The following is a 25,938-nucleotide window of genomic DNA, read 5'->3' on the forward strand; positions in this document are numbered from 1 at the left end:
CTGATCGTGCAACGTTTAACAGCCGCTGAGCCGGCCGTGGCACGATGTTGTTTGCTTCTAGGTTAGTCGGCGCAGCCGCGGACCGGGTCCGATGCCTTTCCGTTGGCCCGCAGCACCACCACCTCGATGCACGTCCGGTCCTTCTCGGCCAGCGGGATGCTCACGCCCGGATCCGGCGTCCGCTGCGGCTCGCCCTTGCCCAGCGCGGTCACCGGCGTCCAGATGAACAGGTCGCCGTCGCGCTTGTCGGGATTGGTCCAGGAGAAGACGGCCTCGTCCCCGTCCACCTTGCCCGCCAGCTCTTCCGGCGGCACCACATTTCCGGACAAGCCCTCGATGGCGTTGGCCGGCGGCTGGCTGACCGGCGGCTGCGATTCGGCCGCTTCCGGTTCCGGCGCAGTGACCACCAGCACTGCTGCCACGGCCAGGACAACCACCGCGGCGGCTCCGCCGATAATCCCAACCAGACTCTTCCGGCGGCGAGGTACGACGGCGGTGTCCCCGCCTTCGTGGTGAGCGTCACCAAAGCCGACGGTGGGCTGGGTGGCGGCTCCGCCGTCGTACGCCGTGTTTTCCACGCCCGCCGGCGGCGACGGAACCCAGCCGCCGGCCTGGCCGCCGTGGCTCGTACCGCCGGACTCCTCGGTATCGCGGCGAGATGGCCGCAGAACCGTACGGTCATCCGGGTTGTTGGTGCGCTCGGGGAAGCGTGGGCGGAAAACCGTGGGCGAGTTGGTCGTCGCGTCCGGATCGATCGAGACCACCTGGCGCACCCGGGTGGCTTCCCCGCCGTCGTCCTGCGGCAGTTCGTCCCCCGGGTGGGCTTCCTCCAGCACTTCGAAGGGTGTGACCGAAAGGTTCAGTTCCGCCTGGATCCGCTGCAGCGCCAGCGCGAACGCGTGGGCCGTGGGGAACCTTGAGGACGGAGCCTTGGCCATCGCCGTCGCGAGAGCCTGTTCGAGGGATTCGGGCACGTCGGCGCGGCGCAACGGCGGGACCGGTGACGTGGCGATCCGGTTCATCAGTTCGCGCTGCGAGTTGTCCCCGCCGGGCCGGACGAAGGGCGAGCGGCCGGCCAGCAGGGTGTGGAGCGTGGCGCCGAGAGCCCAGATGTCGATCTTGATGCCGTCGGCACCCTCCCCCTGGAACGCTTCGGGCGGGGACCACGGGATGGACATGCCGGCGTCGTCGTCGATGCTGTCGGTGGTGCCGGAGATGCCGAAGTCGGTCAGCGCGGGCCGGCTGTAGTCCGTGACCAGGATGTTGGCCGGTTTGATGTCCCGGTGCACAATCCCGGCGCGGTGCGCGGTTTCCACCGCTGAGGCCACCTGGATGCCGAGCGAGAGCACTTCATCTACACCGAGCGGGCCGCTGCGGTAGCGCACATCCAGGCTCGGGCGCGAGCAGTACTCCATGGCCAGGTAGGAGTGGCCGTCCCCGGTGATGTCCGCCTCGTAAATGGTCACGATGAACGGATGGGTGGACAGCTGCGCCATCAGGTTCGCTTCGGACTCGAAGCGGCGGCGCGCGCCTTGGGTCTTCAGGTCGGCAACGAGGACCTTGACGGCAACCTTGCGCTTAGGCCGGTCCTGTTCGTACAGATAGACGTCGGAGAAGCCACCGGAACCGAGCAGGCTGACGTACCGGTAGCCCTCGATCGCGGGCGGCGGTGCGGGGGGACGCTTGGAACTCACGGCAGGTCCTCGAACCGCAGCGAGATGCCGTCTCCCAGGTCGGCGATGTCGCCGTCGAGCAGGATCATGGATTCGCCATGTCCCAGCCGTCGCGGCGGCTGGCCTTCGCGGATCAGCATGGTGCCGTTGGTTGCTTTCAGATCGCACAGCATGACGTGCCAGCCTTCCAGCCGCACCTCCAGATGTGAACGCGAAATGTCGCCGCTGACGCTGCGCACCTGAACCAGGCGCGGCATGCCGTTGCCCTGCACGCGCGAGGCGGACGGCTGGCGTCCGACGACCACCGGGCGATCAAGCTCGATGATTTCCCCGCTGGAGAACCGCATCCGGCCCAGGCTGGGGCGCTGCACATGGCTGGCATCGTCGGCCAGTCCGGCCGCGCAGATGCTGCAGTTGGAATTCGTGGGCGGGTTGGCATGCCCCTGTGGGCAGACGCGGGCCAGCACCATCGGGCCGGTGGCCGGCCGCTGTGCCGGATCCGGAACGGGAGCGGTTTTGGGCGCCTTCGGGAGGTCGCGGCGCAGCAGGGTCTGCCCGTCATGGTCGCCCTCGGGTGCTTCGGCTGTCCGATCCACCGGCGGCACCGGGCGCAGATCCCGGGCAGCCTCAGCCGCAGCGGACTCCGCCGCCCGTGCCCGCGCGGAAGCCGACGGCGTCAGCCACGGCACGGAATCGATCAGGCTTGCCGGCGCGGACCGCTGCGCCGGGTCAGGCTGCTGCGCCGGGGCGGCCGGAGACGGGGCCGGACTCGCAGGCACCTTGTTCTCTGGCGACGGGATGGCCGTCGACGGCGGCAGGTTGGCGCGCTGGGCCTTGGTATGGACGACCGTGTCCTCGAGGTCGTCCGCCTGGTCCAGGGCATCAGGATCGTAGATCCCGGTGACTTCGATGCCCTCCGGGACATTGAGTTCCTCGTGCATCGATACCCGTTCGGCAGGTCCAGCCGTTTCGGACCGGTCAGAGGCAGGCGGGTCAGCAGGTCCTGACTGGCTCACGGGCTCGGCCTTGGGCTCGAGCGCTTCATCCGTGCCTGGCGCAGTGGCAACTGGGCCTGCCGCTGGTTGAGCCGGGCTGGCTGCTGTGTCCTCGCCGACACGGATGCCGCCCAGTTGGACGATGCCTTCGGCCAGCGGAAGCCAGCGGCCCCCGCCGTCGCGCCCGTCATTGATCACCAGGTCAAACAGCTCCTGGGCAGGCAGCAGCCGCTCGGTCCAGGTGGTCACGCCCGCGCCGGAGAGTTCGGCCGATGTCCCCACGCCGTCGCTGTTCAGGATCACGTCGCCGCGCAGGATCGCGTGCAGCTTGTCCTGGAAGGACACGATGGCGAACTGCGGTATCGAAGCCAGGTCCATGCCATAACCGCTCACCACGGAGCCGAGCACGGACTCCGGTGCGGGCTGCGTGCCGAGTACGTCCCACACGGCCATGACAACGTCTTCGCGGGCGCTCTGTTCCAGCAGCACGATGGTGCCACCGCGGACCAGCCCGAGCCAGGGGCCCGGGCAGTAGGTAATTGCTGCCATCAGATCTGCCCCTGCTGTCCCGCCGGCCCGGATCCGCCGGGCTCCAGCCGCGGCAACGTATCGGTCTCTTCGTCCTCGGTACGCGGCGCAGTAGCTGCCTGCGCGGCGTCCTGCGCCACGTCGGCCGCATCGACGACGATCGCGGTGATGTTGTCGCGGCCGCCCGAGCACAGCGCAGCCTGGATCAGCGCCTGGACAGCATCCTGCGGACGGACCGTGGAACTGAGGATGGCGTGGATGTGCTCGTCGCTGACTTCTGAGGTGAGGCCGTCGGAACAAATCAGCATGCGGTCTCCGGCCTCGACCGGAAGCATCCAGAAGTCCGGTTCCGAGTCGTCGCCGGTGCCCAGGGCGCGTGTCACCACGTGCCGGCGCGGATGGACCAGCGCTTCCTGCGCGGTGATCCGGCCGGCCTCCAGCAGTTCCTGGACTTCCGAGTGGTCAACGCTGATCTGCTCCAACATGCCCTGGTTCAGCCGGTAGGTCCGCGAATCGCCCACGTTGAACACCAGCCAGTACGGCACGCCGCGTTCCTCAACCAGCGCCGCGCCGGTGACCGTGGTGCCGGCGCGCGAGCCAGCAGCGGCCCGGATCCGCCGGTCGGCATCCGCAATGAGCTGCTGCAGCTCGGCAGCACCCAGCTCGTGGCTGCGGACGTACTCCGTCATCGTCTCCACACAGATCCGGCTGGCCACTTCGCCGGCCTCGTGGCCCCCCATGCCGTCGGCCACGGCAAACAGCGGCGATGCGGTGGTGAAGGAGTCCTCGTTCAGCTCACGCCGCAATCCGCGGTCCGTCCCCGATCCGACTGTGAGCCTGATGTTCTCGATATGGCTCGGTTTGCCCTGGGTCATGCGTGACCAATGACGAAGCTTCGGTCGCCGAATTCCACGGTTGCTCCTGACTTGGCCGCTACCGGAGCACCGGGGACAAGCTGCTGGCGCACGCCGTCCGATCCGGTCACGGCGGTGCCATTAGTTGAATTGCGGTCATTGACCCAGACGGCGCCGCCCTCGACGCGCAGTTCCAGATGGGTCTTGGAAACGGAGCGGTCCAGATCGGCGAAGTCGATCAGCTGGTCCACTTCTTCGCCTGCCGCGGCGGCCGGGTTCCGGCCGATCAGCGCATGGGATCCAATAACGACCTCGCGGCCGTCGTCAAAGCGGATCTTGATGCCGGCCTGTTCCTGCCCGGCACCGGCTGCGTCCGCGGGGGCTGGGGCGGCGTGACGGACGCGGGTGTACGCGAACTCGTCATCGACGTGCGACGGCGGTGCTTGAGTGGGCGCGGAACCTCCTTGCGGACTTTCGGATACGTCCGGGGCGGCTGGTGCCGCGGTGAGGGGCGCGGCCGAGGTATCCGCCAGCGCGGCCGAGGTGTCCGCAGGCGCGGCCGACCTATCTGCGTTGGCGCGGGCGGGCGTGTTGCCGGCGGGGGTGCTGACTGCGGGAGTGCCGCTGAAGCCCGGGATGCCGGAGATGATGCCGCCCGAACGGGCAGCATTCTCGTCGAAGGTCGGCCACTGCGGGCCCGGCTCGGAACCGGGGCCGCCGGCGGAGATACCGCCGTTACCGGACGGCTCTCCCATCAGCCCGGCACCGTGAGCGCCGGTTGAGGCGCCAGCGCTGGCTGCCCCGGCATAACTTGCCTGCGGAACGCCCGCCGGCCCGCCGTTCGGCGTGAAGGTGCTGTGGCCGTAGAGGCCGCCGGTGGTCAGCGGGTCGCGGCCGGCGTTCACATCCAGGGCCAGGGTCTTGGCGACTTTGTCGTGCCAGCCCTGCCGCTGGTGGTTGGCGTCCCAGAGGTTGGAAACGACCACGATGACCGCACCGACAACCGGGACCAGTCCGCCGATGGCGATGATCAGGCCGCGGATGAAGATGGCCGCCCAGCCGGGGGCGTTGCCGTCCTCGTTGGAGGTCCGCAGCCCGAGCAGAACGTTGCCCGGGGTCTTACCCGTCCGCGCTTCCCAGCCCCACTTCCAGATCCCGTAGGCCAGGGCCAGCAGCGAGGTGATGCCCAGCCAGAGGAACAGGCCGGCGGCGGCGGAGGCCACGGCCTCTTCAGTGCCGGCACCGGCTGCACCCAGCAGCCCGGCCATGCCCACGCCGTAGCCGATGCCCACCAGCACGGCGGGAGGGAGTTTGTCGATCAGCCACGCGCCGACCCGCTTGCCAGCAGAGGCGCTGACGAGGTTCAGTCTTGCTGCCACGTATGGCTCACTCCCTTGTGTTGTTCCTCGATCGGTGACTCTACTTTACGGTTTGTGCTCTCGGCGGTGCCAAAGGACCGGCCGGACACGCCCTTGCCGAGCTTTTGTGACAGCCGGAAGCGTGCCTCGGCCACCAGCGAGCGGGGCGAGAACCGCGCCCGCTGGCGCTTCCAGAAGCCCACCGACGAGCCCATTTCGTCCAGCGATTTCTCCACCATGTCCCAGTACTCGCGCACCTGCACCTCGGTGGGCTCGACGCCGCCGAACACGGCAGCATCCGCCCGGTGCGCCAACGCCGTCGTCGTGCCGGAGGCCGCGGGGAAAGCGTCCGCCAGCTCGCTGGCATGCTCGCGCCGGGTGGCCTTGGCATTGGCGCTGGCGCCCATGTCCGTGGCCAGCGACATGACCTCGCTCCAGCCGCCGCTGACCCGGGTGCTGGGCAGGCCTTCGGCGGCGCGGCGCTTGCGGCGGCGCAGCTTCAGCCAGACGATCAGCAGCAGCGGGATCAGCAGGATGGCCAGCGGAATCATGGCCACGCCGACGGCAGTCACCAGCCAGCCCCACTGCTCCCAGAAGCCCTTCTCGTTCTGCTCGGCGTCCTGCGGTTCCGGCGCGGAGTCCGGCGGCAGCTCGGCCGGTTCCTGCGGCGGTGGCGGCGGCTGGAGCACCTGCGGCTTCGGCGTCGACTTCGGCTGCTGCTGCGGCGGGGTCGGCTCGTTGTCCTTGTCCGGCGTCGGGTCGAAAGCCACCCAGCCGGCATTGGTGAACGCGATCTCCACCCAGGCGTGGACGTCCTTGCCCTTGATCTCCACCGGTTGTCCGGCGGTGCGCTCGATGCTGGGATCCGGGTAGAAGCCCATCACCACGCGGGCGGGCATGCCCAGATGGCGGGCCATCAGCGCCATCGCCACCGCGTACTGCTCGTCGTCGCCAATCATCTGCTCGGTGTCCAGCAGCGTGGTCATCCGGCTGGCGCTGTGCCCGGAGAGGCTGCGCGCCTCGTCCTCCTTGCCGTTGGAGAAGAAGCCGTTCTCGTGCAGGCTCCGCTCCAGTTGCCGGACCTGCTCGATCGGCACGGTTTCATCGCCCACCAGTTCGCTGGCCTTGGTCCCGATGATGTTCGGCACCTGCTCTGGTTCGGGCAGATTCAGCGGCGCGAAATCGTACTGGGCCAGCTGCCCGTCCTCGGGCTTGGCCGGGAAGGACACATTGACCGAGTAGTTGTCGCCGGGCCGGATGTACCGGGTGGAGAGCGCGGTTTCGGAGTGTTCGTTGTAGTAGAGGGATCCGGCCACTTCGTCGGCCCGCGGCCCGTCCATCGCCACGCCGTTGAGCTGTCCGCCGGCGGGCAGCCACACGCCGTTGTAGTCGGCGATGTTAAACGTCATCTGCGCAGTGTTCGAGTTCGGGTTTCCGCCGTCGCCCTCCACGTTGCCCAGCGACTGCGCGTCGCCCACGGGTGCGTAGTTGCCGCCGCTTTGCGGATTCACGTTGTAGACCACGCCGTCGTACGTATCCAGCGCGGCCAGCCGCACCCGCTCCCCCGTCGGGAGGCCCTGCACCGTGAAGAGTGTGTCCTCGGACTTGTCCTTCACAAACTGGCGGAAGTCCATCAGCGGCGACGGGTAGTCGTACAGCTCCACCGGGGGAACAACGACGTCGCGCAGCACCTTGCGCTCACCGCCTGCGGTCAACGCGGGGCCGGCCAGCGCGGTGACCGCCGTCGCCAGCACCAGCACTCCGGCGCCCAGCCCCAGCCGCCGGAGCATGCCGGTCCGGTGGGCGGCGGCATCGGCGGCCTGCGGATTGGCGGAGACATGGGCGGTGCTGTCCGTGCGGGAAATGTGCCGGCGCCAGGCCAGCCACGATACGGCCCCGGCCACCAGCAGCACGCCGCGCAGCAGCGGAAGCGTGGGCGCGTTGGTGCCGAACGCGATGCCCAGGATGAACATCGCCGTCACGGGCAGAATTGTCCAGTACGGGGTCTTGATCCGCCACGCCAGCGTGCCGGCCAGCAGTGCCGCGGCCAGCGAGCCCAGGAACGGGACCACCAGCATGCCGCCGTTGACACCCACCGGCGCGGCGACGGTGAGGATGTCCTTCCAGGCGAAGATGAAGCCGGTCAGGACGGTGCGTAGGGATTCCAGCGAAGGTACGACGTCGGCAATCGCCTGGGTGGGCGCGGCAAAGGCGCTGCCGAGCAGCACATACGTCAGCAGGCCGGCCGTCGCGGTGGCCAGCAGGCCCAGCCGGTACCAGGCGCACGCCAGGGCCAGGCCAAGCCCGACCAGGACGCCGCCGAACCCGGCGACCAGATAGCGCGGTTCGCCCGCGAAGACGTTGTGGAAGCCGAGCACGCCCATCCCCAGCAGCAGGGTGAGCACGGCGGCATCAATGCCGAGGTGCTGCCAGGAACGCGGCAGCACCAGCCCGCGTTCCTGTGGAGGCAGTCCAGAGGCGCGTGATGCGGCGCGTTCCTGCTCACGGGGTGCAGCGGTCCGGTTCCGGCGAGAGTCGGTCTCTTCCCGTGGTGCAGTGGCCCGGCTGCGGCTGCGCCTAGGTTCGTTCCCGGGGCTGTCGGGGGCGCTCATGCGGCAGCCTTTCGCAGAATGATGGCCAGGTCGTCCAGGTTGCCCAGTGAGAGGACGGTCAGATCGCCGATGGAGGCTTTGCCCGCGTCCAGTCCGTGGGCGCAGCGGATGGCAAAGGCGCGGATGCCGGGCGGGACGGCAGCCGCGGCACGGCGCAGCTGCGTGGCTGTGACATGTTCGCCGACCACCAGGAAGAAGACGGAGGCGTTCGGTACCGTGTCGGCCGCGGTCCGCGCCAGGTCTACCGCCGTCGCGCGTTGCGGCCGGCCTTCGATCCGGGTCATTTCGTCCAGCAGGTTGCGCCCGGTCTCGGTCCGCAGCGGCCCCTGCTGCGTGAGCACCGAGAGGTTGCGCTGTTCCCGGATGGCCTGCAGGCCGATGGAGGCGGCTACCGAGATGGCGAGCTCGAAGTCATGCTCGCTGGTGTACTCCTCGGTGTTCGTGGAAACGGCGACCGCCAGATGGGCGCGGCGGGTTTCCTCGAACTGGCGGACCATCAGCTCGTTGGTGCGGGCGGTGGTCTTCCAGTGGATATGCCGGCGGTCATCGCCCGGAACGTAGTCGCGCAGCGCGTGGAAGGACACGTCCGCGCTGGAGAGATCCTTGGTGGGCAGCCCTTCCAGATCACGGATGAAGCCCGAGGCGGAGCCGATCAGCGCGGTGGTCTTCGGATGCACAAACAGGTCGGTCGGCTCGGTCCACATCATCTGCCGGCGCAGCAGGCCCAGCGGATCCGCCCGCACCGAGCGCACCGGTCCGACGACGATGACGGCGCGGCGCTGGGTGGGGATGGTGAAGAGGTCCTCGTGCACCTGGCCCGGCTTCATCCGCGGCAGGTGGAACACCGCGGTGGAGGCGCCCACCGGCAGTTCCAGCGCGGCCGGCAGCAGGGGCTTGGGGTCGGTATTGGTGACTTCCACGCTGCCGATGGCGTGGTCCCCCACGGCCACACGGGTGCGGGCGAGATCCAGTTTCACGCCATAGGAGGAGCGCCCGAGCACAAAGCCGACGGCGATCAGCAGCAGCAGCACCGCCATCAGTCCGCCGGCTTTCGCTTCGGCCCAGCCGTACGCGGCGCCGAGGCCAAACAGCAGCACGGCCGTGCCCAGCACAATCCAGCCCAGCGGCGAGACGATGGAAACCGTCGGCTGGACGTATTTGGCGAGTACCGCCGTCGTTCTTTGCCAATGCGGTGCCAGGAACTCGCGGGCCAACGCGGACGTCTCCCTGGCCAGCTTTAGCAGCGACGCCGGATGCAGTTTGCTGCTGCGTTCCGGTGTTGCCTTGCGCAGCAGGCGTTTGAGCCGGACGCGGCCGGCACCCGCTTTTGTGGTGGACATTAAACCGCGACGCTGCGCTGCTGCGGTGCGGCCACCTCGGCCAGCACTCGCTTGAGCACGGCTTCGGGGGTGGCGCCGGCGAATTCGGCCTCGGGGTCCATCACGAAACGGTGCGTCCAGACCACGGGCGCCAGTTCCTTGATGTCGTCCGGCAGCACATAGTTGCGGGCATGGACTGCGGCCCAGACCTTGGCCGCCCGGACCATCGCCAGTGCGCCGCGGACGGACACGCCCAGCCGCGTCTCGTCGGCCGTGCGGGTGGCGTCGCAGAGGTGCGAGACGTACTCCAGCACCGCGGTATCGGTGTGGTTGGTGGTGGCCAGATCCGCCATGTCGGTCACGGCCGCGGTGGTGATGATCGGCTTCAGCGCCAGCGAACGGTCCCGCGTGGTGCTGCCGCCGAGCAGCTCCACGATGGAGGCCAGATCCGGGTAGCCGATGGAAGTCTTGATCAGGAAGCGGTCCAGCTGGGCCTCGGGAAGGCGGTAGGTGCCGGCCTGCTCGATCGGGTTCTGGGTGGCGATGACCATGAACGGCCGGCCGGCCTCGTAGGTGACGCCGTCCACCGTCACGCGGGATTCCTCCATGACCTCCAGCAGTGCGGACTGGGTCTTGGGCGAGGCGCGGTTGATCTCGTCCGCCAGCACCACGTTGGCGAAGATCGGGCCCTTGTGGAACTCGAAATTCTGCGTCTTCTGGTCATAAATGGTGATACCCGTGACGTCCGAGGGCAGCAGGTCGGGCGTGAACTGGATGCGGGAGTTGGTGCCCTGCACGGTGGCCGCGAGCGAACGCGCCAGCATGGTCTTGCCCGTGCCCGGCGCGTCCTCGAGCAGCACGTGGCCTTCGGCGAGCATCGCGGTCAGGATCAGCTTGACCACGTGCGGCTTGCCCAGCACGGCCTGGCCGACGTTGCCGACCAGCTTCTCGAAGGTTCCGGCGAACCAATCGGCCTGCTCTGCTGTCATCGTCATGGGGATTGTGTCTTTCTCTTGTACAGGGCGGTAATAAATCGGTTGGGGCAAAAGGTGCGGAGCCGGACGTCAGCCGCTCCAGTTGGAGAACTGAAAATCTCCTATTCCTTCCACGGACATGGTGATGGCACCTGGTTCGGGGGAATCGATTTTCGCGATGCATTTGGTCTGGACCCTGCCGCTATGGGCAAATCCTATCGGTGCGCGCCCGTAGTTCGGATCCAGGTTGGTGTCACTCGCCCGGCACCAGACGTCCCGGATGCCCCGGGGGAAATTCCGGTACTCAATGATGACGTAGTGCCAGCCGGAGGTCCCGTCGACGTTCACCCTATCGCCGCGGTAGATTCCCGTGATCTCGGCCGGCGGGACAACCTGGGTCCGGCTGAAGCTCCTGCTGCCGTCGGACCGGCTCACGGTCACCGTAATGGTGTAGGACTTGTTGGCTTCCTCCGGGCTGGTCCAGCTGCCGGCGCCAGCGTTCACCGCCTGGCCGTTGACGGTGACCGAGGAGCTTGTGATCTGGCGGCCGTTGCCGTAGGCCTGCCAGTTGGTGTTCCAGGTAAACGTCACTTTCGGCCCGGCAGTGGACGCGGCCAGGTTGGAGGCATCGGTGATCGGACCGTAGGCGCTGGTGGCGTTGGAGCCCGGGCTGGCCGCCCCGGGGCCGCCGGCATTCAGTGCCCGGACCTTCCAGGTGTGGTTCTGCCCGTTGGTCGGCGACGAGACCGTGGCACCCGGACCGCCGAAGGCACGCCAGCCGCCGCCGTCGATCGCGTATTCGTAGCCGGTGATCGCGCTGCCGTTGTTGTACGGCGCGGCGAAGTCCAGCTTGATCTGCTCGTTGGCCCCGGTGGCCGCCGCGGTCACGCCCTGCACCTGGTGCGGAACACCATAAGGCACGACGGCGGCAGAGCGGCCGCTGCGCTCCCCCACGCCGGCCTTGTTGTGCGCGACGACGTCGAAGGTGTAGCTGCCGGCGGTTTTCAGCCCGGTCAGCGAGACACCGGTGGTGCCGGCGGAGAGCCCGTTGCGGGTATCGGCCAGCACGCCGTTCTCGAAGATCCGCAGGTCGTACGCTTCCACCGGAGCGCCGTTGGTGTTGGCCGGCGCGGTCCAGGCCACGTCGATCGAGCCCTCGTTCACCGCACTGGTGGTCCGCGTGGCGGTGGGCGTCGACGGGGCGCCGGGCGCGCCAGCGGGAATTTCCTCGGCGGAGTACGCGCCCCAGTCGGACGGCGTGGAGGCGCGGTTGTTCGCCTGCACCCGCACCTTGTAGGCGGTGCCGTTGGCCAGCCCTTTCCAGACCAGCGAGTTCCCGCTGACGCCGTTCTTCTGCAGCTCGCCCACCGGCGGGGCCGGCGAGATCTCCAGGTTGAAGGACTCCACCGGCGAGCCCTGCGACGCCGGCGTCCGCCAGGTCACGGTCAGCGCGCCGTCGCCGAAGACCAGTTGCGGCGCGGCCGGAGTCTCGGGTTTCACATCCGGACGGACGACGCCGGACGCCGGCGAGGCTTCGGAGGTCCCCACCGCGTTGGTGGCGGTCACGGTGAAGTTGTACTCCTGGTTGTTGGTTAGGTTCTCCAGCGTGCAGGTGTTGGCCGCGCACTCCTGGCTGAAGCCGCCACCGTAAACGGTGTAGGAAGTGATCCGTTCGCCGTTGTCCGCGGGCACTTCCCAGGTCAGTACGGCGGTCCGGTTGCCCTCGCTGACCATGCGCGGAGTGCTCGGCAGGTCCGGCTTGCCCTTCACGGTCAGCGTGACGCGGCCGTCGGTCTCGCGGTCCGGGTCCTCGGTGGCGTCCTGGATCCGGTAGATGACGCCCATGGTGCCCACGAAGTCCTCGTTCGGGGTGATCTCCAGGACGTCGCCGCTGACCGTAACGCTGCCCTGCCCGCCGTCCTGCGGCTGGGCGCTGAGGATCTTCAGCGGAGTTTCCGGGAACGGGTTCGAGTCGTTCGCCAGCACGGGAACGGTCACGGTCTCGCCCTGGTGCGCGTCCGGCACCAGGTCGTCCACGGCCACGGCGGGCGGCCGGTCGGTGGCCACCACGCTGATGGTCACCGTGGAGGAGACCGGATCGTGGTTGCCGTCGGTGACGCTGACGTTGATGGTGCCCTCGGCGCCCTTGGCCGCATTATTCTGCGCCCGGGCGGTGAGCACGCTGCCGTCGATGGACACGTCCACGCCCTCGACGGCGCCACCGGTCACGGCGAACTCCAGCGCTTCGGCGTCCTGCGGATCGGGATCGCTCGCCGCCTCCCGCAGGTCCAGGGTCGCAGGCTCGCCGGCCTGCGCCACCTGCAGCGAGTTGGCGCTCAGTGTGGGCGGCGCATTCTGCTCCGGCAGCGGGAGCACGGTAATCGGCACGGTCAGGGTGGCCTTCAGCCCGTCCGGATCATCCGGGCCGGAGCCGTCGGTGACTTCGAAGCTGGCGGACGCGGCACCGGCGTAGCCGTCGTTGGAGGTGAAGGTCAGGCCCGTGGCGCCGTCGATCCTCGCCGAACCGGCCACGGCGGCCACCTTGTCATCCTGGGTCAGGCGCGGAGTCCTGCCCTCGCGGACCGCCACGAGCTGCCCAATGTCCAGCGCCAGCGGTTCACCGGAGCGGACCTCCAGCGGCTGCTGCTCCTTCAGCGCCGGCCGCTGGTCCCCGTTCCCGGGCACCACTACGAACGCGGTGGAGGTCAGCGAGTCCACGTCCTCGAGGGTGTAGGCAATGATCTGCGTGTCGGCCCGGACGGGCACGGTCAGGGTCCGGTCCTCGGCCAGGGCAGCGCCGCCGGCCGGGTCGTCGATGCTGATGGCCAGCTCGCCCAGGTCGCCGTCGGGATCCTCGTCATTGTTCAGCAGGGGAACGCTGACCTGGTCCTTGCCCGTAGTCTCGGCCAACGCCACCCGGTCATCCCGCGCCACCGGCGGCAGCAGCGGCGCGTCCGGATCCACCTTCGCGGTCAGCGTCCCGGTGGAGGTGCCGCCGCGGCCGTCACTGATGGTATAGCGAACGACGGCGGTGCCTTCCTTTTCCGGGGCAGCAATCCGGAGGCGTCCCTCCCGCAGGCTCAGCTGCAGGTCCGCGTCCGAGCCGAGGCCGTCGGCAGCAAAGGCGATGCGGTCGCCGTCGGGGTCCGAATCATTCTTGAGCACGTCCACCGACAGGTTGCGGCCGGGGCGCACGCTCGCCTCGTCGTCGACCGCGTTGGGCGGCTGGTTGGCGTCAGAGGACGGGGCGATGCCGATGGAAATCGTCGCGGTGGAGCGCGCGCCGAGCCGGTCCTGGACCACATAGCTGATGGTGTCCGTGCCGGTGGAGCCGCTGCCGGCGGCGTATTCGATGGCGGCGGCCTTGATCACGGCGGTGCCAAGCGTCGGCGCGCGATCCAGGCCGGCCAGGCTGACCGAGTCGCCGTCCGGATCGATCCCGTCCAGCGGCACCGGAATGCTCACGGTCTTCCCCGCCAGCACGCGGGCGGTCAGGTTCTTCGGCACCGGGCGGGCATTGTTTGCGGTGTCCGTTTCGGTGATGCGGATCCGCACCTGCGCGCTGGCCACCTGGCCGTCCGGTCCGCTGATCCGGTAGACGGCGGTGACTGTTTTTCCACCGTTTGCCTCCGGTCCGGCCTTGAACCGCAGCTGGTTGCCGGAGATCGCGATGGTGCCGTCCGCCTCGGCGGGCGCTTCCACCAGTTCCGTGTCCAGGGTCAGGGCGGCGCCGTTGGGATGTTCGTCGTTCTCCAGCACCGGGATGTTGACAATGTCGCCGGCCCGGACCACCGCCTCGTCATTGTTGGCCCGCGGCGGCAGCAGCTTGGCCGGCGCGGGAACCGGGAAGATCGCCACCTCGCCGGTTGCACTGCCGGAGCCGTTGGAGACGGTGTAGCTGATGGTCAGCGGCGAAGTCAGCCCGCGGGCATCGTTGACGCGCAGGATGGAGTGGTTGAGCACTGCCACGTCCACCGGGGCCCCGCGCGGCACGGAAACGGACTGGACCACCAGCACGCCGCCGGCCGGATCAGAGTCATTCGCCAGCACGTCCACCAACGATTCGCCGCGCGAGGGCAGCAGCACCACGTCGCGTACGGCCGTGGGCACGCCGCTGCCCTGTTCGGCTTCGGTGACGTCCACCCGGATCAGCCCCGGGGAACTCGTGGGGCCGGTGGTAGCCAGGTACTCAAGATAGTAGGTGCCGGCGGCAGCGGAGCTAAAGGTGACCGTGCCGACGTCGTAATTCCCCTGCACGGCGGCATTGGGCACCTCGCCCACGCTGGCCAGCCGCATGGAGCCGCCGGTGGGGTCCGCATCGTTGCGCAACGGGAAGATGGTGGCTTCCTCGCTCACCGTGGTGCGCACGTGGTCCGGGTTGGTCACCGGGGCCAGCTCGCCGCGCGGTTCAACCTTCACCGTGACCTCGCCGGTGGTGCTGGTGCGGCCGTCGGAGACCGTGATGGTGACCTTCTTCTCGCCGTCGGAAGTCCCCACGTCCTGGTAGGTGAGCACGCCGTCCGGCCGGGTGCGGACAATGTCCCCCGGATCCTCCGCCACCGCGCCCATCAGCAGCAGGTCATCGCCGTCCGGATCCAGCCAGTCCGTGAGCACGTTGCGGCTCAGGCTCTGCCCGGATTCGACGGCGAGGATGGTCTCGCGCTTCTGTTCCGGCGGCGCGTTGGAGCCTTCGGGCACCACGCGGAGCCTGACCCGGGCGGTGTCCGTGCCGCCGCGGCCGTCATTGACCTCATAGGCGAACGACGACGAACCGGTAGCGTCCTCGGGCAGCACGATCTGTAGGCCGGTCCCCTGGTAGATCCGCTGGACAGTTCCCGTGGCGGGCTGGTCACCGTTGATGGCGACCGTGAGCAGGTCCCCGTCCGGGTCCGAGTCATTGAAGAGCACCGGCAGCACGGTGGTGCGGCCGGCGCGGACGCCGAACTCATCGGCCACGGCGACCGGCGCCTGGTTTTCCTCCTGGCGCTCCGGCAGCCGGGTGGCCGCGGTGATGTCGGCGGATTCGGTGGTGTCGTCCTCGTCGTCGCCCTTCGGCGGGATCAGATCGCCCCAGTTGTTGACCAGCTGCAGGTTCTTGTTGACCAGCCACACGTTGCCTGCGTTGACGTCGTTGAGCACCACCACGTCCCGGTTGGTCCGGAACACCAGCTCGGACTGGGCGGACAGGGACGGGATAGGCTGCGACAGATCGAAGGCATCGTCCGCGCAGTCGCGCAGGTAGCCGGCATCCCCCGTCCATGCGGCGTGGATGCAGCCGGCCACCTGCACCGGCGCGATGGGCGGCGCGGGGTTTTGGATTTCGGTCAGCTGCGCCTCGCCGCCGTCCAGCGGTTGGGCGATCAGGCCGTTCGAGGTGCCGACGGCTACTCTTTTGCTGGTGTCGCCGGGCTGCTGCAGCCTGGCGTCCTGCGCATCCCCCAGCTCCACCGCCTTGCCGGACGGCAGGTACAGCGTGCCATCGGCCGGATCCAGCAGCACCGGTTCATCGCCCACGGTGGTCAGCTGCAGCCCGTCCGCGTCCTTGATGCCCGGCAGGTCCTGCGCGGAGACTTCCTCGAACATGCCGCCGCCCTCGGGGGCACGGTAACCGGTCAGCCTGCCAGCCTCCGGATCCGCGACATAGACCGTATCGCTATTACTGACGACGGCAATGGCGCCCGGTGCGTCTTCGGCCAGCGGCTGCGTGGCTTCCGGTGTGAAGGAGTCCAGGCCGTTGGCGGCGACGGCCCACACCTGCCCGGAGACCGGGTCGCTGACGGCAGCCACCTCGGTACCCAGGGACAGCTTCGCCGAGCCGGGGAGCTGGTTTTCGGCACCGTGGATCATCTCGGCCACGCTGACCGTACTGACGGCATTCTGGTCCAGGTTCTGCAGCAGCACCGTGGCCGCTTCCTGCTGGACGTCGAAGCTGGCGCTGGCCGGCTTGAAGCCGCCGTCGAGCAGTTGGGACTGGTAGTTCAGGTGGCCCACCAGGGACTGGGACTTGTTCGTCACCCAGATGCCGCCGTCGTTGAGGTCCACGTCCGCAGTGTCGGTGCCCGGGTGCAGGAAGATGCCCGCGCCGATCACGGCGAGCGCCACGGAGAAGGCGGTGGCGGGCATGCCCCTACGGCGGAAGGCAGCATTGCGCGCCTTGCCGAAACCCTTGAAATTCACCGCTGAGAGACCTTTGAGAGACCGATTTTTGCCCGGAACCGGGACCCGCGGCCCCCTTGCCGCCCCAGACAGTGTAAACCGCCTTGGTTAAACGGTGCCACGGGGAGAACTACCCATGGCAGCGCCGGGCCGTGGCTACCCGCCCGGCGCCGACCGGTCCTGCCGTGGACAATAACGCCGTCCGGACAGACGTTAATCGCATCACGCACCCGGAATTCCAAGGTTGTGGAGTTGTCCCAGCTGGTCTTGATCGTCTTGCTGCCTGCTCTCGGCGCAAGGTCTCCGGCACGGTCCGGGTTCGGGTCATCTCAAGGGTAGGTGGTTGCGATGTGGCGCCATTCGATCCGGTCCACGTCCGTCCCATTGGCCACCGGAGTTTCCAGCATGACATCGCCCTCATGCTGGAGGACGTCATACGAGGTGCTGTTGGCTAGGAAGCCGCCGTCGAGCGTTCGGGATTGGTAATTGACATGGCCGACCAGGTTGGCGCTCTGGTTCATGACCCAGATCCCGCCGTCGTGCAGATCAACGTCCGCAGTATCCGTGCCCGGATGCAGGAAAATTCCGGCACCGATGACCGCCAGCACAACGGAAAAGGCAGTAGCAGGGACAGCCCCATGACGCATTGAGGCAGGACGTTTCCTGCCAACCCCCTTGAACTTCACCGCGAGAGACCTTTGAAAGACTGGTGTTTGCCCCGAGATCGGAACCCGCGGCCCCCGTGCCGCACCAGAACAGTCTAGACCGGCTACCGGTGAAACGTTGGTTCGCGGATCCGCAGACAGGACCGCATCCGAAGGAAGAAGTCTTGAAAAGAAATTTCTCAAAAATGTTCTCCGAATGCGGGTACTTGAGTGGATTGTGCCTCTTGGTTGTCAGAGGCAGGTGATGGACTGGAGTCATGGCAGCAGAAGAGCACTCACCGGATCCTGGATCCCCGGCCGACGGACACGCGTCTTCCGGGCCGCTTCCCGGGCAGGAGAATGTCCCGGCCCCGGTGCCTGACGGACGGCGCCCCCGGGATCGTCAACGTGAGACCGTGATCCGCCGCGAGGATGGCTGGAGCCATTACCGGGGAACGCAGGAAAAGCTGCGGGAGAACGTTGCGTTTTGGATAAAGCGGCGCCGGGAAGAGGCACGCGAATGTCTCGCCGCCGGGTTGCCGCCGCGGAGCCCGGCGATGGCCAAAGACATGGAGGAGCTGCGGGCGAAGGCCATCGCCATGGAGGAGCTGAGTGCCAAAGCCAGATACCCGGATCCGGCACTGTCAGAATACGGTCCGGATCCGCTGGCCGGACAGGACATCCCGCGGCCCATGGAAGAGCCGTTGCCGTATGACAGCGAGGTGGGGTTCGATGACTTCGCTCCCTGGGACCGCGAACCCGAATGGGCGTGCCCGCCGCTGTTCGGGCCGGTACCGGTCTGCTGGGGTCCTGCGGAGGAACTCGGCAATGTCCCTGCCGAACTGTTCACCGAAGATCATGAGGAGTATTACGCCCACCGCCTCAGCCGGATCGCCGCCGGCGGTCCTGCCGAATGGTTCCGCCTCGTCGAATCCACCAACACGTCAAACACCACCGACGCTGCCAGCGCTGCTGAGACTGCCAGCGCGGCGGACGTCTGTGGGGCAGCCAGACCCAGCGCCGCTGCCAGTGATGCTTCGGCCTTGGCGGGGGTTGACGAGTTGGATTACCAAGGGGCAGTCGAGCACTTGGTAGCGGGCCGGCGGCTGGTCGCCTGGGTTCAGGCCAGCATGGCACGCCTCGCCGCGCATGTCGGCGACGCGGCGCTGGCACAACTCCCGCCGCCGCGCGCAGGTGCCGGCCCGGAACTGACGGGCCCGCTGCAGGAGCTGGCCGATCAGTCCGCGGCCGAGGAACTGGCCTGCCTGTACCGGATCACCGAGCTAGAGGGCAGGAAAACCCTCGAGCAGGCGCGCGAGCTGTGTACCCATTACCCGGGCACACTGGCCGCGCTGACCGCGGGGGAAATGGACCTGGACCAGGCCACCGTCATCGTACGTCAAGGCGATACCCTGCCCGACGGGCAGAAACAGGGCTACGAACAGGCCCTCCTGGGCAAGGCCGGGAAGCAGACCAGCCGTCAACTGCACTACGCAGCGCGGAAAGAACGCGAATCCCGCGACCCGGACTCCCTGGCCAAACGCCATGCCGGGGCCCTTAAACGCCGCAACGTGTCCCTGGAACCGGATGACGACGGCATGGTCACCCTGCGCGCCCGCGTGTCCGCTGAGACCGGGCTGGCCATCCACAACCGACTCACCGACACTGCCCGCAGTCTGCAGACCGAGGCCGAAACGCGTACCGTGGGCCAGCTGCGCGCTGACGTTTTCGCTGACCTGCTCCTGCACGGGGGCATGGACACCGGCCCCGCCGCCGGCATCCGCCCCGAAGTCGCCCTCACGGTGCCCGTGTTCACGCTTCTGGGACTGGACGAAGAACCCGCCACGCTGGAAGGCTACGGGCCGATTCCCGCCGACGTGGCACGGCGGTTGTGCCAAGACGCGCCATCGTTCCACCGGATCCTGACACACCCGGAGACCGGGGCCGTGCTTTCCTATGGCAAAACCACCTACAAACCGCCGGCGGATCTGGCCCGCGCGGTCAGGCACCGCGACCCTGTCTGTGCCGGACCCGGCTGTACCGCGCCCGCAAGAGACTGCGAACTGGACCACACGATCGAGTACCACGGAAACGGCGGCCACGGGGAAACCGACTACATCAATCTCGGTCCGCTGTGTAAATCGCTTCACCGGCTCAAATCCCATGCCGGTTGGAAAATCATTCAAACCGGTCCCGGCGAATTCACCACCACCACGCCCGGGAACCAGAAATACACCACCAGGCCGGGCGATTTCCGCGACACCAGCCCACCGACCTACCCCGATACGGTTCTGGACAATCTGCCCGATGACCACCGTCAACGGCTCCGTCCAAAACCGGCACCACCCTGGGACGGCACCATCAAAAACGACCTACCTCCCTTCTGATCAGTCAGAAGAAGTCGAGGCGCGGTAAATTAATGAGCGGCGATGTTCCGCCCTGGGGTGGAACCTCCTGAAGTGGACAGCATGTGAATCCAGACTGCGGATCCGTTCGAGTAGGACCGCTGTAGGCTCGCCGCAAACCAGATTCGACGCCTACTCGCCGCTGCACCTAGGCATACCGAACGCGGCACTGCCGCCGAAATTGCGGACGCTGCCTTTACCTCTCTGGGCTAGCACGTGCCCATGCCGCTGGGAGCGCCGCCGTTGAGGTGACGGTTGCCGCCTGCTTCACGCACGTGGTCACCGCGGATCAGCAGCCCGTTGTTGATCTCGCGGCTTCCGGATTGCTGGTGATACCACCTGTTGCTGCCCGAGACGATGTAGCACGTGGCCGTGATCGAATCGCCAGGGTAGCTCCAATGGTTCCCCTTGCAATCGCCGGGTCCGCCGTAGTTGTCGCCAAGGCTGTTGCGGTATTCCATGCAGGAGCGGGTTTCCAAGGTTGTGCCGTTTCCGCCGACTGCGAGCTTCCAAGACGTCGGAGGTTTCGGCTTGGGCTTACTGCCGCTGGTGGCAGAGGCCGAGGCCGTGGATCCTACGTCGCCGCGCGAGTTAACGGCGCGCACCTTGATCGAGTGTGTCTCGCTGTGGCCGGCGTTGACGGTGCGGCTGCCGGAGCGGACCGCGACGTTCTCCCAGCCCTTGCCGTCGATATTGATCTGCAGCTTGTCCACGTCCTGGGTGGACGTGTTCGGCGGGCCCCAGCTCAGCGTGACCTGCGGATTGGTTGTCTCCCCGCTTTGGCCCTTGCCCGAGGCGCTGGGCTTGCCCGGCGCGCCGTAGGGATTCGCGGCCCCGGATTTCGCGCTGGCAGGGCTGTTGTAGCTGGCGCCGTCGCTGTTGGCCACGGCCGTGACCTGGGCGGTGACGGCAGTGCCGTTGGTGAAGCCGGTGACCTTCTGGCCATTGGTGATGGGCATGGAGCGGCCGTCGCTGAAGCTGGCCCGGTAGCTGACTTCGCCGGCACGGGCGCCGTTGCGCTGGGCAGCGGTGAGGTCGTTGAAGGAGACTGTCACCGCCCTGCCCGCGCCGCCGGTGTTGGCTTCCTTCAGGGACACCCCGGTGGGAGCCGTGGAGGCACCCACGGCCCGGCGGGCGTTCGACTGCGGGCTCGCTTCGCCGTCGCCGGCCTTGTTCCGCGCGGTCACGGTGTACGTGTAGTCCGTCTCCGAGTTCGGCGCGGTCACGGTCTGCGAGGTCGCGTTGACCGGCGGGAACGTCCGCTGCAGGTCCCCGCCCTGGTACTCGCGCACGGTGTAGTCGAGGATTTCGCCGCCGTTGTTGCCCGGGGCGCTCCAGCTGACCTTCAACTGGCTCTGCTCCCCCACCGACTTCACCCGTTCGGTGCTCGGCGCCGTGGCGGCGGCAGGCGGGCCGGCCGGCACTTCCTTGGCGGAGTACGGACTGAACTCGCTGGGTTCGGGCGCCTTGTTGTGCGCCTGGACCCGTACTTCGTAGGCCTGACCGTTCTCCAGCCCTTCCCAGGTGTAGGCGGTACCGGTCAGGCCGGTCTTTTGCAGCTGGCCGCTCGGCGGGGCCGGCGAGATCTCCAGCGTGTAGCTCTCAATAGCGGAACCCTCGTTGACCGGCGGTTCCCAGCTGATGTCCATCGACTTGTCGCCGAACTTCAGCTGCGGAGCTGCGGGCGCTTCCGGCCGCACATCGGGGCGTGCGACGGCGGACTCCGCCGAGGCGTCGGACGCACCGACGCTGTTCTCGGCGACCACGGTAAAGGTGTATTCGACGTCGTTGGTCAAACCGGTGAGCGTACAGGTGGTGGTCGGGCAGTCCTGGCTGAAGCCGCCGGTGCCCGTCACCCGGTAGCTGGTGATCGGATCGCCGTTGTCCGCGGGTGCTCCCCAGGACAGCACCACGGTCTGGTCGCGGACGGCGTCCACCAGCGGCGTGGTCGGCGCCTCGGGCCTGCCCTTGACCACCAGCGAAATGTTGGCGCTGGCCTGCCGGGCACCTTCCTTGGTCTTGTCCTCCACGGTGTATTCGACGTTCATGGTTCCGGAGAAGTCCGCCCCGGGCGTGACCACAATGTTCTCGCCCTGCACCTGCGCGGTCCCGCCGTTGCCGGCTGTCGCCTTGACGATGTTCAGCGGCGTGTCCGGGAACGGATTGACGTCGTTTTCCAGTACCGGCACCGTGACCGGCTCGCCCTGCACCGCCTCGGGGATCTCGTCGTCGTTCGCCACCGGCAGCGGCCGGGTGGTCGCCGTCGCGGTCACGGTAACCCGGCTCATGACCTTGTCGGAGCGTCCGTCCGTCACGGAGACATTGACGACGCCGGTGGCACCGGTCTCGATGCCGGCGTCGGCGGAGACGTTGAGGATGCCGCCGTCGAGGTTCACCGCGAAGCCTTCCGGCGCGCCGCCTTCGAGCGCGAACTCAAGGTTCTCCAGGTCTTCGGGGTTAGGGTCGGTGACCAGCGGGGCGAGGTTGTAGGCCACGGCATCTTCACCCTTGGCCACGTCCACGTTGCCGGTGGTGAACTCCGGCGGGAAGTTGCGGTTCTCGTCCGGGATGACATTGGTCATGATGGTCAGCGTGGCTTTCAGGCCCTCGGGATCGTCGGGGCCGGAGCCGTCCGTCACTTCGAAGGTGATGGAGCCGCGGCCGGCGTAGTCGATGTCCGCCTGGTAGCTCAGCGTCTGCGGGTCCTGCACCCAGTCGTCATTGCTCGTGCCGATGGCGGAAACCTTGTCCACCACGGTGATGCGCGGGGTACGGCCGTCGCGGACCTCCACCCGGTCCGCCAGGTCCAGGACAAGCTCCTGCCCCGCGGTGACGTCGACCGGTGTGGTGTCACGCAGCGTCGGGTACTGCTCGCCCAGCGCCGGCACCCAGATCACCGCGGTGGCCTGCAGGCCGTCGACGTCGCGCACGGTGTACGGAATCAGCTGCACGTTCTCGGTCAGTTCAACATTGACCTCGCCGCCCGCGGTGACGGACGCCGTCGGGTAGTCGCCGTTGAGCAGGATGTCCATGTCCTCGGCGACGCCGTCGGGATCCTCGTCGTTTTCCAGCACCGGAACGTCGACGGCGGTCTTGCCCTTGGTATCCACCGGTTCCACCCTGTCGTCCCGGGCCACCGGCGCCAGCAGCGGCGCGTCCCGGCGCACTTCGGCCGTCACGGTGCCCATGGCGGACCCGCCCCGGCCATCGGCCACGGTGTAACGCACGTTGACCGTGCCCTCTTCCTCGGGCGTGGTGAACTGCACGCGGCCCTTGTTGGCAGCGGCATTCAGCAACGCAGGTTCGCCGGCAATCTTGTCCGGGTCCAGCTGGATCGGGTCGCCGTCGGGGTCGGAATCATTCGCCAGCGCGTCCACGGCCACGGACTTGCCCGGCCGGATCACGATGCCGTCGTCCAGCGCGATCGGATTCTGGTTGGTCTCCTGCGCCGGGGCGATGCCCACCAGCACCGTCGCCGTGTTGGTGGCGCCGAGCCGGTCCTTGACCAGGTACGTGAAGGTGTCTGTGCCGGCGCCCTGCTCGCTGGCGGTGTAGTCGATGTAGTTGGGGCCGGCGACGGCGGCGCCCTGCTGCGGCGCGCGGTCGATCCCCTGCAGGAACACGGAGTCCCCGTCCGGGTCGATCCCGTTGAGCGGGATGGGAATGCGCACCGTGGAGCCGGCGATCACCCGGGCCTCGAGGTTCTTCGGCGCCGGCTGGGAGTTGGACTCGTCGTCGCGCGGGATGATGTTGATCCGGATCTCCGCCGAATCCTTCTGCCCGGCCGAGTCCACCACCTCGTACACGGCGTACACGGTTTTGGCCGTGTCTCCGGCGATGAAGCGCACGGAGTTCTCCGCGGTGAAAATCTCCCCGTCGGCTTTGTCCACGGTCTCGGCCAGTTCCGGCACCAGGGTCAGTCCGTCATTGTTGGGGTGGCTGTCGTTGTGCAGCACGTCCACGGTCACCACATCGCCAGCGCGCACGGTGGCGGTGTCATTCTCGGCCTGCGGCGGCAGCAGCTTGTCCGGCCCTTGCACCGAAATGATGCTCACCTCGCCGGTGGCGGACGCGAACCCGTTGGAAACCGTGTACTTGATGGTGGTCTGCTGGTTCAGGCCCTTCACATCGGTGACCCGCAGGATGTTGTGGTTGAGCACCTCCACGCTGACCTCGGAGGCGCCGGACTCCACGCCTTGGACCACCAGCACGCCGCCGGCCGGGTCATTGTCATTGGCCAGCACGTCCACCAGCACCTGGCCGTTCTGCGGCAGCAGCGCCACATCGCGCACCGCTACGGGCGCGCCGTCGCCTGCGGTAGCACCGACGTCCACCCGCACCAGTCCGGTGGAGCTGGCCGGGCCGTTGGTCACCAAGTACGTCAGGTAGTAGGCGCCCGGAGTTTCGGCGCTGAACTTGATGGTGTTCGCGTCGTAGTCCGGCACCGCGGTGGCATTGCCCACCGGTTCCACCTTGGCCAGGCGCAGCTGCCCGCCGTTGGGGTCAAGGTCGTTTTTCAGCGGCGAGATCTGGATTTCCTGGCCCACCATGGTGAAGAAGTGGTCCGCGTTCGCCACCGGCGGCAGCGCCCCGGGCGGCCGCACGTCCACGATGACCGTGCCGCTGACCGTCTCGATCCCGTCCGAGACCTGGATCTTCACTTCCTTCTTGCCGTAGGTCTTGCCCACGTCCTGGAATGTCAGCAGCCCGTCCGGCCGGGTGCGCACCAGATCGCCGTCCGCGGTGTTTTCCGCGCTGACCAGGAACAGGTCGTCGCCGTCGGGGTCCATCCAGTCCGTGAGGATGTTCTGGCTGATTTCCCGGCCCTGTTCGAGCACAATGCTGGTCTTGCGCTTGGCCTGCGGCGGCTCGTTGCTGCCCTCGGCCCGGACCGTGATGTTCACGGTGGCGGTGTCCGTGCCGCCACGGCCGTCGTTGACCTCGTACTCGAAGCTGTGCCGGCCGGGCGTGGCGCCGCCGTCGATGACAATCTGCAGGCCGGTCTTCTCGTAGATACTCTGGACTGTGCCGACCGAGGGTGGATTCCCGCTCAGCGCGGCGGTGAGCACGTCCCCGTCCGGATCCGAGTCATTGTCCAGAATCGTCAACGTTGTGGTGCGCCCGGCGCGGACCCCGAAGTCATCGTCCTGCGCCACCGGCGGTCGGTTCTCCTCGGTCCGGTCCGGCAGCGTGTTGATCGGGTTCTCGTCCGCGGAGTCCTCGTCCTCTTGGTCGCTCTCCTGCTCCGGCGGAATCAGGTCGCTCCAGTTATCCACCAACTGCATGTTTTCGAGCACCAGCCAGACGTTGCCGGCGTTGACATCATTAAGTACGACGACGTCGCGGTTCACCCGGAACACCAGCGAGGCGTTGGAGCCGATGCCCTTGATCGGCTGGACGAGGTCGTCGGTGGCGTTGCCGCAGTCGCGGATGTAGTGGTTGGCGCCGGACCACGCGGCGTGCAGGCAGCCGTTGAGCTGGACCGGCGCGGCGGGCGTGCCGGTGCCCTCGATGGGGGTGCGGGTGGCCACGGAGCCGTCCAGCGGCTGCTTGATCAGATCGGTCTCGGTGGCGATGGCGGCGAAGTCGCTGCCCTTGCTGCTCTGCTGGAGCTGGGCCCCGTCCAGTCCGGGCAGCTCCACGCTGCGGCCGCCGGGCAGGAACACGGTGCCGGATTCGGCGTCGAGCACCACCACTTTGTCGCCGACGGCGGCAATCTGTGCGTCCCCCGTCTTGTCGAGGTGCTCCGCGGATTCCGTTTCGACCCGTTCGGGCACGCCTTCGTCGTTCACACGGTAGGTGTAGATTTCGTTGGCGTCCGGGTTGGCCACGAAGACCGTATCGTCCGGGGCGACCGTGGCCACCGATCCCTTGGCATCGGCGACCACGGGTTCGGCGGTTTCCTCGCTGAAGGAAGCCAGTTCGGCCGCCGGGCTGATGAAGACCTGGCCCTTGACCTTGTCCGTGATGGCCAGCAGGTCCTCGCCGAAGCTGACGTCGGCACTGCCGGGCAACTGCTGCTCGGCCCCGCGGGACATCTCCGCTATATCGACCGGGCTCAGCATGGCCTGGTCCTGGTTTTCCATAAACACCGTTCCGGCGTTCTGCATCACGTCGAAGCCGGTGCTGTTGGCGAGGAATCCGCCGTCGAGCGTTTTGGAGGGGTAGTTGAGGTGGCCCACCATGTTGGCGCTGTTGTTGGTGACCCAGACGCCGCCGTCGTTCAGGTCGACGTCCGCCGTGGGGAAGCCTTCGTAGTAGAGAGCACCGCCGACCACCAGCGCGGTGGCAACCGAAAAAGTGGTGGTCGAAGCGACGGCTTTCCTGCGCCGGTTACGCCCAAACAATCTGCTGCCTTCGCAAAGTAGTTTCTTCCCCGTTATTGTCCAGCTATTGTCCTGCGCGCAGGCGGCGGTGCCC

11 protein-coding genes are annotated in these 25,938 nt (G+C 67.8%); 1 reads left to right on the top strand and 10 read right to left on the bottom strand.

What is annotated here, in order from left to right:
- Positions 1-62: 62 nt before the first annotated feature.
- The 9 genes from AC3A4M_RS03905 to AC3A4M_RS03945 form a co-directional block, all read right to left on the bottom strand.
- Positions 63-1,694, bottom strand: a complete 1,632-nt coding sequence (locus AC3A4M_RS03905) for a serine/threonine-protein kinase (protein ID WP_498734107.1) — start codon at positions 1,692-1,694, stop codon at positions 63-65.
- Complete coding sequence (locus AC3A4M_RS03910; protein ID WP_498734108.1) at positions 1,691-3,217, bottom strand: FHA domain-containing protein; 1,527 nt, start codon at positions 3,215-3,217, stop codon at positions 1,691-1,693. Before AC3A4M_RS03910 ends, AC3A4M_RS03905 begins: the two co-directional genes overlap by 4 nt.
- On the bottom strand, positions 3,217-4,071 hold the full coding sequence (locus AC3A4M_RS03915; protein WP_498734109.1) for a PP2C family protein-serine/threonine phosphatase: 855 nt from the start codon (positions 4,069-4,071) through the stop codon (positions 3,217-3,219). Before AC3A4M_RS03915 ends, AC3A4M_RS03910 begins: the two co-directional genes overlap by 1 nt.
- Positions 4,068-5,429 carry an RDD family protein gene (locus tag AC3A4M_RS03920; protein ID WP_498734110.1) on the bottom strand — a complete coding sequence of 454 codons (1,362 nt, stop codon included), beginning with the start codon at positions 5,427-5,429 and terminating at the stop codon, positions 4,068-4,070. The genes AC3A4M_RS03915 and AC3A4M_RS03920 overlap by 4 nt, the downstream gene beginning before the upstream one ends.
- On the bottom strand, positions 5,414-8,020 hold the full coding sequence (locus tag AC3A4M_RS03925; protein ID WP_498734111.1) for a transglutaminase TgpA family protein: 2,607 nt from the start codon (positions 8,018-8,020) through the stop codon (positions 5,414-5,416). Before AC3A4M_RS03925 ends, AC3A4M_RS03920 begins: the two co-directional genes overlap by 16 nt.
- Positions 8,017-9,360 carry a DUF58 domain-containing protein gene (locus AC3A4M_RS03930; RefSeq protein ID WP_498734112.1) on the bottom strand — a complete coding sequence of 448 codons (1,344 nt, stop codon included), beginning with the start codon at positions 9,358-9,360 and terminating at the stop codon, positions 8,017-8,019. The genes AC3A4M_RS03925 and AC3A4M_RS03930 overlap by 4 nt, the downstream gene beginning before the upstream one ends.
- Positions 9,360-10,334, bottom strand: a complete 975-nt coding sequence (locus AC3A4M_RS03935) for an AAA family ATPase (protein WP_498734113.1) — start codon at positions 10,332-10,334, stop codon at positions 9,360-9,362. The genes AC3A4M_RS03930 and AC3A4M_RS03935 overlap by 1 nt, the downstream gene beginning before the upstream one ends.
- A 69-nt stretch (positions 10,335-10,403) precedes the next feature.
- The gene (locus tag AC3A4M_RS03940; RefSeq protein WP_498734114.1) at positions 10,404-16,490 is read right to left on the bottom strand and encodes an Ig-like domain-containing protein; all 6,087 of its coding nucleotides are present in this window, start codon (positions 16,488-16,490) and stop codon (positions 10,404-10,406) included.
- A 308-nt stretch (positions 16,491-16,798) separates the two neighbouring features.
- Positions 16,799-17,116, bottom strand: coding sequence for a hypothetical protein (locus AC3A4M_RS03945; protein WP_498734115.1), 318 nt, complete (start codon positions 17,114-17,116; stop codon positions 16,799-16,801).
- A gap of 275 nt (positions 17,117-17,391) precedes the next feature.
- On the opposite strand from AC3A4M_RS03945, the gene AC3A4M_RS03950 reads away from it, so the two are divergent.
- Positions 17,392-19,500, top strand: coding sequence for an HNH endonuclease signature motif containing protein (locus AC3A4M_RS03950; RefSeq protein WP_498734116.1), 2,109 nt, complete (start codon positions 17,392-17,394; stop codon positions 19,498-19,500).
- Between the two features lie 227 nt (positions 19,501-19,727).
- On the opposite strand, the gene AC3A4M_RS03955 is transcribed toward AC3A4M_RS03950, so the two are convergent.
- Positions 19,728-25,865 carry an Ig-like domain-containing protein gene (locus tag AC3A4M_RS03955; protein WP_498734117.1) on the bottom strand — a complete coding sequence of 2,046 codons (6,138 nt, stop codon included), beginning with the start codon at positions 25,863-25,865 and terminating at the stop codon, positions 19,728-19,730.
- Between the last annotated feature and the right edge of the window lie 73 nt (positions 25,866-25,938).

The organism is Arthrobacter sp. Soil_C_60 (assembly GCF_057656375.1).

What these genes read in the sequence shown, in the direction of transcription:
- AC3A4M_RS03910 (WP_498734108.1), bottom strand. Translation starts at nt 3,217, where the DNA reads ATGGCAGCAATTACCTACTGCCCGGGCCCCTGGCTCGGGCTGGTCCGC.
- AC3A4M_RS03915 (WP_498734109.1), bottom strand. Translation starts at nt 4,071, where the DNA reads ATGACCCAGGGCAAACCGAGCCATATCGAGAACATCAGGCTCACAGTC.
- AC3A4M_RS03925 (WP_498734111.1), bottom strand. Translation starts at nt 8,020, where the DNA reads ATGAGCGCCCCCGACAGCCCCGGGAACGAACCTAGGCGCAGCCGCAGC.
- AC3A4M_RS03930 (WP_498734112.1), bottom strand. Translation starts at nt 9,360, where the DNA reads ATGTCCACCACAAAAGCGGGTGCCGGCCGCGTCCGGCTCAAACGCCTG.
- AC3A4M_RS03935 (WP_498734113.1), bottom strand. Translation starts at nt 10,334, where the DNA reads ATGACGATGACAGCAGAGCAGGCCGATTGGTTCGCCGGAACCTTCGAG.
- AC3A4M_RS03945 (WP_498734115.1), bottom strand. Translation starts at nt 17,116, where the DNA reads ATGCGTCATGGGGCTGTCCCTGCTACTGCCTTTTCCGTTGTGCTGGCG.
- AC3A4M_RS03950 (WP_498734116.1), top strand. Translation starts at nt 17,392, where the DNA reads ATGGCAGCAGAAGAGCACTCACCGGATCCTGGATCCCCGGCCGACGGA.